This is a genomic window from Cupriavidus sp. 30B13 (assembly GCF_049059565.2).
In the GTDB taxonomy this organism is placed as follows: domain Bacteria; phylum Pseudomonadota; class Gammaproteobacteria; order Burkholderiales; family Burkholderiaceae; genus Cupriavidus.
The window spans coordinates 832,350-842,935 of the sequence record NZ_CP188224.1; the positions used below are offsets into that span (position 1 = coordinate 832,350).

Genomic DNA, 10,586 nt, shown 5'->3' on the forward strand with positions numbered 1-10,586 from the left:
GCCCGCGGGAGAAGGGCCGGGGGAGACGGCCGGCGCCCGCAAACAGCGCCACCGCTCAAACCATCCCGGCCCGATCACTCACCGCGGCTGCCACACAATCACCGCCATCCCCGCCATCGCCACCGCCACCCCAACCAAATCCCACGGCGTGGGCCGCACGCCGTCGACCAGCCACAGCCAGGCGATCGCCACCGCGATATAGACCCCGCCATAAGCCGCGTAGACCCGCCCGGATGCATCCGGATGCAGCGTCAGCAGCCACGCGAACAGCGCCAGCGAGAGCGCGCCCGGCACCAGCACCCAGGCGCTGGCGTTCTGGCGCAGCCACAGGTAGGGCAGGTAGCAGCCCAGGATTTCCGCGCAGGCGGTAATCAGGTAGAGGCCGAAGATCTTCACGCCGCGGGTTCCTCCGCCGGCGCGGCGGCGGGCGCTTTCCTGCTCCGCCGGCGCGGCTTGCCGCCGCCCAGCTCGCCGCCCTGGTAAGGCACGCGCCCGGACGGCACCACCGCGGAGGCCAGCTCCACGTGGCCTTCCTGGTCATCGAAGAACATATGCGCGCCGAAGGCCTGCAGCACCTGGTCCTTGGGCAGGCCGCCGAGGAAGAAGGCGGCGTCGATGCTGACGTTCCAGGCGCGCAGCGTGTGCACCACGCGCGTGTGGGCGGGGCTGTTGCGCGCGGTCACGATGGCGATGCGCACCGGGCTCTGGCCGGGCGGGAAATGCGCCTGGACCTCGGCCAGGCGCAGCAGCAGCTTGGCGAACGGGCCTTCGGCCATGGCCTTGTGGCGGTGGCGCCTTTCGTTCTTGATGAAGGCCTCCAGTCCCTTTTCCTTGTAGATCTGCTCGGACTCGGGCGAGAACAGCACGGCGTCGCCGTCGAAGGCGATGCGGATCTGGCCGGCCGCCGCGCGGTAGTCGGCGGGCGCCTCGTACAGCTGCGCCGCGGCCACGCCGCCGTCGATGGCGGCCTGCACGTCGGCGGCCTCGCGCGACAGGAACAGGTCGACCTTGAAGGCCTTCAGGTAGCGCGCGATCGGCTCGCCGCCGGTGAACGCCGCGCGCGTGATGTCCAGCCGGTGGGTCTCGATGGCGTTGAAGGCGCGCAACCCGGTATCGGGCGAATTGCGCGAGATCACCACCACCTCCACCAGGCGCCGCCCGGGGATCAGGCTGTTGAGGCCGAGCAGGGCCTGCACCAGCGGGAAGGCCGTGCCCGGCAGCAGGGGCTGGTCCTCGTTTTCGCGCTGGTAGGCGGCGTAGGCCGCCACGCCCTGGGACTGGTAGATGCCGTTCTCGTGCTCGAGGTCGAACAACGCCCGGGACGAGATGCCGATGACGAGTTTGTCGGTGAGATCGTAGGCCATGGGCGCGAGTATAAGGGCAGCAAGGCCGGGCGGCGAACGCCTGCCCGGTGCCGCTGTTTACAAACTTTGACACTTTCTTGCTTGGCCGCCGCATCCCGCGCGGGTATCCTCGCCCGCATTTGCGAACGCGCCGGTCAAGGCGCCGGTCTGCCGCTGCCATGAATCGTTCCGATCTTCCCTTGCACACTTCGCGCGCCGTGGCCGTGCTGTCCGCCGCCGCGCTGTGCCTGTCCGCCGCCGGCTGCAGCTCCCTGCTCAACGAGGGCACGGCCGCCGGCGCGGGCATTGCCGGCGCCGCCGTGGCCGGCGCGGTGACCGACAACGCCGCCGTCGCCACCGGCATCGGCCTGGGCGTGCAGGCCGGCGCCAGGGCGGCCCTGCAATACAGCCAGCGGCGCGTCCATGCCGCCGCGCAGGACCGCATCGCCCAGGCCGCCGGCGGCCTCGCGGTGGATGCCGTGGCCGACTGGAAGACCGACCACGCGGTGCCGCTGGAGCCGGCCGAGCACGGCCGCGTCACCGTCAGCCGCGAGATCGGCGGCAAGTCGCTGCCGTGCAAGGAAATCCTGTTCTCGGTGGACGAGGAGGGCAAGCCGAGCGCCTTCTATATCGCGGCGATCTGCCGCGACGGCCAGAACTGGAAGTGGGCCACCGCCGAGCCGGCCACCGAGCGCTGGGGCTCGCTGCAATGAGCGGCCGGCAACGGCTGCGGGCCCCGGCTCCCGCCCTGGCCGCGCTGCTGGCCGCGGCGCTGGCCAGCGGCTGCGCCTCGGTGGGCGACCTCACCGGCGCGGTGGCCGGCGTGGCCACCGGCGCCGTCACCGGCAACCCGGCCATCGGCGCCAGCGTGGGCATCGGCGTGGCCGCGGCGGCGGATGCCGGCGCCAAGTACGTGTTCCGCAACTGGCAGCGCGCCGAGCAGGACAGCATCGCCGCCACCATCGGCGCCATGCCGGTCGACGAGCAGCAGCGCTGGGAAATCCGCCATCCCATTCCCTACGGCAACCAGCACGGCTGGGTGCGCGTGGTGCGCGTCATCCGCACGCCGCTGGCCGAATGCCGCGAGGCGCTGTTCTCGGTGGACGACGACGGCAAGCGGCAGCGCAGCTGGTTCCTGACCACCGCCTGCAAGCAGGCGGGCGGCTGGAAATGGGCCGCGGCCGAGCCGGCGGCGCCGCGCTGGGGCAACCTGCAATAGCCGGACCGGCCGCGCCACCGGCACGGCCCCCGCCGCAGGCCGCGGCACGTCATTCCGGAATTCACCGGCTTCGCGGCACAAGCATGGCGGGACTGCGCCACTTGGCAGCATGTTCCGCTGCGCGCGGACCGCCGGATGCCCGAATTCGGCAGCTTCTGCGGCACCCCTCTCCCTACAATGAAATCCTGCATGCGCGGCCTCCCGGACCTTGCCGGAAGGGCGGCCCGCGCCGGGGCGATGCGCCATCCTCGACGCCGTCGCCCGCCACGGAACCGCCCACGGAGACACAGCCATGCACGCCCCGCACCAAGCCGCAGCCAACGATCTTGCCCACGGCGAGGACACCGACCGCGAAGAAACCCGGGAATGGCTCGACGCCCTCGCCGGCGTGGTCCGCGCCGAGGGCGCGCCGCGCGCGCGTTTCCTGCTCGAGCGGCTGGCCGAGCATGCCAGCCATCTCGGCCTGGGCCGCCGCGCGCATCCGTACTCGGCCTACCAGAACACCATCGGCGTGGGCGAGCAGCCGCGCTACCCCGGCGACCTCGACATGGAGCAGCGCCTGACCTCGATCATCCGCTGGAACGCGCTGGCGATGGTGGTGCGCGCCAACAAGGCCTACGGCGAACTGGGCGGCCACCTGTCCAGCTACGCCTCGGCGGCGGAAATCTTCGAAGTGGGCTTCAACCACTTCTTCCGCGCCGACGAGGGCGAGCGCAAGGGCGACCTGGTCTACTTCCAGCCGCACTCGGCGCCGGGCGTCTACGCGCGCGCCTTCCTCGAGGGGCGGCTGTCGGAGAGCCAGCTCGCCAACTACCGGCAGGAGGTGGACGGCGGCGGCCTGTGCTCCTATCCCCATCCCTGGCTGATGCCGGATTTCTGGCAGTTCCCGACCGGCTCGATGGGCATCGGCCCCATCAGCGCGATCTACCAGGCGCGCTTCCTGCGCTACCTGGCCCATCGCGGCATCGCCGAGACGGCCGGGCGCCGCGTGTGGGGCGTGTTCGGCGACGGCGAGATGGACGAGCCGGAATCGCTGGCCGCGCTCTCGCTGGCCGCGCGCGAGCAGCTCGACAACCTGACCTTCGTCATCAACTGCAACCTGCAGCGGCTGGACGGCCCGGTGCGCGGCAACGGCCAGGTCATCAACGAGCTGGAGGCGCTGTTCGCCGGCGCCGGCTGGAACGTCGTCAAGGTGGTGTGGGGCTCGGAGTGGGACACCCTGTTCGCGCGCGACACCGGCCACGCGCTGCTGCGCCGCTTCGCCGCGATGGTGGACGGCGAGTACCAGAACCTCGGCGCCAAGGACGGCGACTACAACCTCGCCAACTTCTTCAACCGCGACCCCGAACTCAAGGCGCTGGCCGCCGGCATGAGCAGCGCCGACATCGACGCGCTGCGCCGCGGCGGGCACGACTTCCGCAAGCTCTACGCGGCCTTCCGCGCCGCGCAGGAGCATGCCGGCGCGCCCACCGTGATCCTGGCCAAGACCAAGAAGGGCTTCGGCATGGGCGAGGCCGGCGAATCGCGCATGACCGCCCACCAGCAGAAAAAGCTCGACGTGGACGCGCTGCGCGCCTTCCGCGACCGCTTCAAGCTGCCGCTGGACGATGCCGCGGTGGAGGCGCTGCGCTTCTACAAGCCCGCCGAGGACAGCGCCGAGATGGCCTACCTGCACGCGCGCCGCCGCGCGCTCGGCGGCTACCTGCCGGCGCGCAGCCGCCACGCGAGCGCGCTGCGCATGCCGGCGCTGATGCAGTACGCCCGCTTCGCCATGGAGCCGGACGAGCGCGCGGTCTCCACCACCACCGCCGTGGTGCGGCTGTTCACCAACCTCATCAAGGACCGCGAGGTGGGCCCGCGCGTGGTGCCCATCGTGGCCGACGAGGCGCGCACCTTCGGCATGGCCAACCTGTTCCGCCAGATCGGCATCTACGCGCCGACGGGCCAGCTCTACGAGCCGGAAGACGCCGGCTCGATGCTGTACTACAAGGAAAGCCGGCAAGGCCAGCTGCTCGAGGAAGGCATCACCGAAGCCGGGGCGCTGGCGTCCTGGACCGCGGCGGCCACCTCGTACAGCGTGAACGGCGTGGCCATGCTGCCGTTCTACATCTACTACTCGATGTTCGGTTTCCAGCGCGTGGGGGACCTGATCTGGGCCGCGGCCGACCAGCGCGCGCGCGGCTTCCTGATCGGCGCCACCGCCGGGCGCACCACGCTGGCCGGCGAAGGCCTGCAGCACCAGGACGGCACCAGCCAGCTGATCGCCTCCACCGTGCCGAACTGCCGCGCCTACGACCCCGCCTTCGCCAGCGAGGCCGCCGTCATCATCGACCACGGCGCGCGCCGCATGCTCGAAGAGCAGCACGACGAGTTCTATTACCTGACCGTCAACAACGAGAACTACGCGCAGGCGCCGCTGCCGGCGCACGCGCACGAGGGCGTCATCAAGGGCATGTACCGCTTCGGCACGCGCGGGCCGGCCGGCGGCGATGCCGCCGGTGCTCCCGGTGCTCCCGATGCGGGCGCGGCCGTGCGGCTGCTCGGCTCCGGCCCCATCCTGCGCGAGGTCATCGCCGCAGCGGAACTGCTGGCCGAAGACTGGGGCATCCGCTCCGAGATCTGGAGCGTGACCAGCTTCTCCGAGCTGGCCCGCGACGCGCGCGAATGCGAGCGCAGCCACCTGTTCACGGCCGGCGGCGACGCGCAGAGCCACGTGCAGCGCTGCCTGCCCGGCACCGTGCCGGTCATTGCCGCCACGGACTACGTGCGGGCCTGCGCGCAACTGATCGCCTCTTATGTGGATGCGCCGTTCACCGCGCTGGGCACCGACGGTTTCGGGCGCAGCGACACGCGCGACGCGCTGCGCAGCTTCTTCGAGGTCGACCGGCATCACGTGGCGCTGGCCGCGCTGCGGGCGATATCGCCGGCCCTGCATGCGCAGGCGCTGGCGCGCTACGGCGCGGGCGACGGCCACGATGCGCCCTGGCTGCGCTAGGCCGTGCCGCGGCGCCATCGGCGCGCAAAGCATGACCGGCGCGCCGGCGCCCGCCGCCTTTGCCGGTCCGCCGCGCGGCGCCCGCCTGGTGCAAGGCGCCCTGGTCCGGTGCGGCGTCTTCGTGGCCGGGAAGCCGCCGGCCGCGATGAGGTCGCGCATGCCGTGGCGAAGAAAAAACGGGGAGCGGGCTTGGGACCGCTCCCCGCGGCCAGAGGAAAACCAGCCGATAAAAATGCGGCCGCGTCAGAGCAGAGGGAGCACGCGGCCGCAGAGCCAACCATCTACCCGGGTATCCATCCGGTCTTCATGATGCGTCTTCTCCGGCGGAGGCGGCGTGGCTGCGTCCGGTCGATCCAGCGTTTGAAATTCGACGCGCCACGCTTGAAGCACGGCAGTGTATGCCTGCGCGTGAGATTCGGATAACGATATAAAACTATATATATCAGTCGTTTTTTTCATGGAAAACAAACGCCAGGCGGGAGGCGGGATGGCGGTCATTTGCCTCACGCAGCGGCACGTTCTTTGCTGGCGAGCCGGTGCCGCACCAAGGCGGTGCGGTATTCCAGTGTCGCGGCGGCCGGCTTCGCTCCGGTGGTGCAAGCCTGCAACGCGGCATGCCAGACCAGCGAAGGAACCCATCCGATGAAAAGACACGTCCCCATCTGCGTCGCCACCGTCCTGACGGCATTGAGCGCCGGCCCCGTTGCCGCATGGGCGCAGGACCAGCCGCCGCAGGCAACGGCCGACGCCCGCCCGCAGCCCGGGCCGGAAGCGCCCGCGCCGGCGCCGCAGCCCGCCATGGCGGGCACGCTGAGCGCGGCCCCCATGCGTTTCGACGCGGGAGCGCTCGGGCCGTTGTACGTGGGCGGCGTGCTGAGCGGGCTCGGGCAGGTGCAGAGCCACGCCTTGCCGGCGGACCGCAGCCGGCAGTTCGACCTCGGCAACGCCCAGGTCTTCGTCAACAAGGCCGATGGCTTGCTGCAGTTCTTCGTCCAGGCCGGCTATTACTCGCTCCCGGCGCTCGGCGTGCCTTACCTGCGCGCCTCGGATGCCACGCCGGCCTTGTTCGGCCCGCTGGCCCAGGGCTATCTCAAGATCGCGCCCACGGACACGCTGTCGGTGATGGTCGGGAAACTGCCCACGCTGATCGGGGCGGAGAGCACCTTCTCGTTCCAGAACATGAACATCCAGCGCGGCCTGCTGTGGAACCAGGAGAACGCGGTGAACCGCAGCATCCAGGTCAACTATGCCGCCGGTCCGCTGACCCTGTCGGCATCGGTGAACGACGGTTTCTATTCCCGGCGCTACAGCTGGGTCTCCGGTCTGGCCAGCTATGCGCTGGACAGCAGCAGCACCATCGCGTTCAGCGCGGGCGCCAACACCAGCCATACCGATGTATCGGCCACCGCCACGCCGCTGTACCAGAACAACCAGCAGATCTACAACCTGATCTACACGCGCACCCGGGGCGCATGGACGTTCCAGCCCTACCTGCAGTACACGCGCGTGCCCAGGCTTCCCCGGTACGGCGCGAACGAGGCCGCCTCGACCTACGGCGGCGCGCTGCTGATGAGCTACGACTTCGGCGCCGATGCCACGCCCGCCGGCCTGCGGCTGCCTGGGTTCAAGCTGCCGGCGCGGCTGGAGTACATCGCCTCGACCGGCACGGCGGCGGGCGGCGCGCCCAGTCTCCTGTATGGCCCGGGCAGCGAGGCGTGGTCGGTCACGCTGACCCCCACGTACCAGTACAAGCGCTTCTTCGCGCGCGCCGAGTTCGCCTATGTGGGCGCGCGCCGCACCGCGCCAGGGGCGGCCTTCGGCAGCGACGGCAACCGCCGCGCGCAGCTCCGCGGCCTGTGCGAGATCGGCGTGCTGCTGTAGGCCGCCCCGGGCCGCCCCGCGGGCTGCGCGGTTACCGGCCGGAGGTCGGCGCCATGCGCGCGCGGGGCCCCGGTGCCGTGCCGAAGTATCGCTTCAGCGCCAGCAGCCTTGCCTCGAACAAATGCCAGGTGGCAAGGCTGACCAGCATGCAGGCCAGCAACGAGACCAGCACGAAGCACAGGTATCCGGCCGAGAAGACGCTGCCGTCGTCCGGCAGCAGCCGCAGCCGCGTACGGAACACCCATGCCATCGCATACAGGACGGGCGGGTGGAACACGTAGAGCGAATAGCTGTATTTCCCGAACATCGTCAGCAAGGGATGGCCGAGAAAGCGGTTCAGCCGGGCGCCCGCGGGGAGCAGCAGCGTGGCCGCGATCAGCAGCGCGGAGCTGGCGCCGATGATGCTGAACCCCAGCGTCTGCAGCGCCAGCCCGTTGCGCCTCAGCGCCCCGTCCAGCACGGCGACCAGTGCCGCGCCGGCGACCGCCAGCACCGCGAACGCGCCCAGCACCTGCCGGGCGGTCGGCAGCGGAGCCCGGCTGCGCGCATACGACGCCACGAGCGCGCCGAACAGGAGCGGGTCGAGGTGGGTGAGCGTGGATACATAGATCGCCATCTGGTCCCAGCCGTCGCTGATGAGCACCAGCCTGAGCGCGGGCGAGGCCACGCACAGAGCGAGCGAGAGGATCGCCACGCGCCGCGCGGGGCACAGGAACACGACCACCGGCCAGGCCAGGTAGAACTGTTCTTCGATGGCGAGCGACCACAGTTGCGTCACCGGCACGGGCGACCCTTCCGGCAGCCTGGCGAAGTACCAGTTCTGCAGGTAGCTCCAGAACCAGGCCTGCGCGTGATAGAGGTCCGCATAGGCTTGCCCGGGCTGGTAGATTTCCGCCAGAAATGGCCGAAGGACCAGAAAGAACAAAACCAGGAAAAAGTAATACAGCGGGAAGATCCGCAGCGTGCGCTTGGCGTAGAAATTGACGAAGTACCGCGGCGTGCCTTTCGCGTCGAGCAGGATGCCGGTGATCAGGAATCCGGACAGCGCGAAGAAGACGTCCACGCCGATCCATCCCGACACCAGCAGCTTGACCGCGAGATGGCCGATGGTTCCGGTGTCGCCCAGCGCGGCCGGCACGACCGAGTGATGGAAGAAGACCAGCAGGATGGCGATGCCGCGCAGGCCGTCGAGCGGGCGGAGGTGGCCATGCGCGAGGCTGCTGGCGGGCGCTGCCTGCGCGCCCGTGGCAGTGGCGCCGATGTGCTCCGGGCCCGATGGCCGTGAACGGGGATACTCGCTGCGCATTGACGCCCCATCCAGGTTTCCCGTATCGGCACGAGTGTACCGGCGTCCCCTAGGCAGCGTCCGCCAAGTTCAACGCACGGTGCGCCGTGCAACGATGCATGGCGCCGGGCCGGCCCTGTTGTCGGCCGGCCGGCTTCGCGCAGGCGCGGACTCAGCTCCTGGAGCCGTTCGCGGCCGTTTCCGGCTGGGCCGCGTTCTTGGCGGGGACGGCTTGCTGGCCGATGGTGTCCCTGGCCGGCACGGCCGCTACCTCGCGCTGGTAGACCACGCCGCGCGGCGTTACCGACGCCTGGGTGGTGGTGGCCGCTGCCAGGGGCTGGCTGGCGCTGGCGTGCTGCTGGGCGCGCTTGGCTTCACGGGCCTTTTCGATGACGGCGAAGTCCGGGCCGGCCAGGGCCGAAAGCGAGCAGGAGAGTGCCATCAGGCCGGCACCGGCGAGAGCGATCTTTTTCATGATGTGTTTGTCCGGGTAGTCGAGCCGTCGCGCGGCGCGCCGCATGCGGTGGAGGGGGCGGGCAGGCTCGTAAAAGTCAGGGGACGGCGGGTCGGCCGCCCCCTGCGGCTAGTGAATCATCAGCCGGGAAAGAAGCGGCCGCGTGAGAGCAGGGAGGAGGTACGCGGTCACTGGGTTCTGCATGATGGTTCGTCTTCACGGACGGGCACGGCGGCTCCGGGGGTTGATCCGGGACTGCATGCCGCGCCCGACGAAAAGCAGTGTAGGCCCCGGCCGTCGATTCCAGAAACGATTTAAAACTATGGTTGGAAGTCGTTTTTTTCATGGCCCGCGGGCGTGGCGGACGGCACGGGCGCGGATGCGTGCCGCTCAGGCGCCCAGCACTTCCTCGCACACCGCGAACCACGCGCGCGCCGCGTGGGAGAGATAGCGCCCGGGCGACCAGATGTGCGCGAGCGTCCAGTCCATGGCCGGCTCGGCCAGGCGCGCCACGGCGAGCTTGTCGTCGAGCTGGAGCCGGGCCAGCAGCGGCTGCGGCAGGAAGGTGGTGCCCAGGCCCGCGGCCGCCATCGAGGCGAGGAAGTCCCAGTGCCCGCTTTGCGCCACCACGCGCGGCTCGACGCGGGCTTCCATGAAGGCCACGCGCAGCTTGCGCGTGAGCGAGAACTCGTCGGTCAGCAGCAGCAGCGGCTCGTCGCGCAGCGCCGCCAGGCTGACGGTCTTGTTCTTCGCCCAGCTCGCCTTGCGCGGCCCGGCCACCCACACCGGGTACTTGGCGAACTCGCGCGTGGCCAGCGCCAGCCCGCTGTCGCCGGGCAGCACGGTCGCGCCCACCTCCAGCTCGCCGCTGGCCACCTGCTGCTCCACCATGTGGCCGCCGTGCTCGGCCATGCTCAGTTCCAGGTTGGGGTAGCGCTGGCGAAAGGCGCTCACGGCCGGCGTGAAGAACAGGTTGGCCATCGGCGGCAGTCCCACCGTGAGCTGGCCGCGCCCCAGCGACGACAGGTCGGCCACCTCCAGCGTGAGCCGGTGCACCACGCCCAGCGCTTCCTGCCCGCGCTCGTAGACCACGCGCCCCACGTCGGTCAGGCGCACCTGCTTGCCTTCGCGGATCAGCAGCGGCTGGCCGACCTCGTCCTCCAGCTGGCGCACCATCTTGCTGATGGTGGACTGGGTGACGTACAGCGAGCCGGCCGCCTGGGTGAAGCTCTGCAGGCGCACGGTCTCGACGAAATAGCGCAGGGCACGGATATCGATGGGCACGGGTGGCTTCCTGTAGGCGGGGACTCGGGGAGGAATATGAGAAAAGCGATATGAAAAAAGCGAATGTCGACGGCAATTTTAAATCATGTTCGGAATGACCGCCAGTTGACTACACTTCCATCCCA

Annotated in this window: 9 protein-coding genes; 4 read left to right on the forward strand and 5 right to left on the reverse strand. The window is 70.2% G+C overall.

From position 1 onward, the window contains the following. Nucleotides 1-78: 78 nt before the first annotated feature. Both ACKI2N_RS23025 and ACKI2N_RS23030 read right to left on the reverse strand, forming a co-directional pair. Entirely contained in the window at nucleotides 79-396 is a 318-nt protein-coding gene (locus tag ACKI2N_RS23025; RefSeq protein ID WP_420993063.1) for a YnfA family protein, read from the reverse strand. After that, complete coding sequence (locus tag ACKI2N_RS23030) at nucleotides 393-1,364, reverse strand: 5'-nucleotidase (RefSeq protein ID WP_420993064.1); 972 nt, start codon at nucleotides 1,362-1,364, stop codon at nucleotides 393-395. The genes ACKI2N_RS23025 and ACKI2N_RS23030 overlap by 4 nt, the downstream gene beginning before the upstream one ends. Before the next feature lie 158 nt (nucleotides 1,365-1,522). On the opposite strand from ACKI2N_RS23030, the gene ACKI2N_RS23035 reads away from it, so the two are divergent. From ACKI2N_RS23035 to ACKI2N_RS23050, 4 genes are all read left to right on the forward strand, one after another. Beyond that, nucleotides 1,523-2,056 (forward strand): hypothetical protein, encoded by a 534-nt coding sequence (locus tag ACKI2N_RS23035; RefSeq protein WP_420993065.1) that lies wholly within the window; start codon nucleotides 1,523-1,525, stop codon nucleotides 2,054-2,056. Next, a complete protein-coding gene (locus tag ACKI2N_RS23040; protein ID WP_420993066.1) occupies nucleotides 2,053-2,562 on the forward strand; it encodes a hypothetical protein in 510 nt (169 codons plus the stop codon). The genes ACKI2N_RS23035 and ACKI2N_RS23040 overlap by 4 nt, the downstream gene beginning before the upstream one ends. A gap of 292 nt (nucleotides 2,563-2,854) precedes the next feature. Beyond that, entirely contained in the window at nucleotides 2,855-5,557 is a 2,703-nt protein-coding gene (mdeB, locus tag ACKI2N_RS23045) for an alpha-ketoglutarate dehydrogenase (protein WP_420993067.1), read from the forward strand. Nucleotides 5,558-6,199: 642 nt separating this feature from the next. After that, nucleotides 6,200-7,438, forward strand: coding sequence for an outer membrane beta-barrel protein (locus ACKI2N_RS23050; protein WP_420993068.1), 1,239 nt, complete (start codon nucleotides 6,200-6,202; stop codon nucleotides 7,436-7,438). A gap of 31 nt (nucleotides 7,439-7,469) precedes the next feature. On the opposite strand, the gene ACKI2N_RS23055 is transcribed toward ACKI2N_RS23050, so the two are convergent. The 3 genes from ACKI2N_RS23055 to ACKI2N_RS23065 all read right to left on the reverse strand — a co-directional run bounded on the left by ACKI2N_RS23055 (nucleotide 7,470) and on the right by ACKI2N_RS23065 (nucleotide 10,461). Beyond that, nucleotides 7,470-8,744 (reverse strand): acyltransferase family protein, encoded by a 1,275-nt coding sequence (locus ACKI2N_RS23055; protein WP_420993069.1) that lies wholly within the window; start codon nucleotides 8,742-8,744, stop codon nucleotides 7,470-7,472. Between the two features lie 151 nt (nucleotides 8,745-8,895). Further along, nucleotides 8,896-9,198: a hypothetical protein gene (locus ACKI2N_RS23060; protein WP_420993070.1), complete on the reverse strand. Its 303-nt coding sequence runs from the start codon at nucleotides 9,196-9,198 to the stop codon at nucleotides 8,896-8,898. A 369-nt stretch (nucleotides 9,199-9,567) separates the two neighbouring features. After that, entirely contained in the window at nucleotides 9,568-10,461 is an 894-nt protein-coding gene (locus ACKI2N_RS23065; protein WP_420993071.1) for a LysR family transcriptional regulator, read from the reverse strand. Nucleotides 10,462-10,586: the final 125 nt, after the last annotated feature.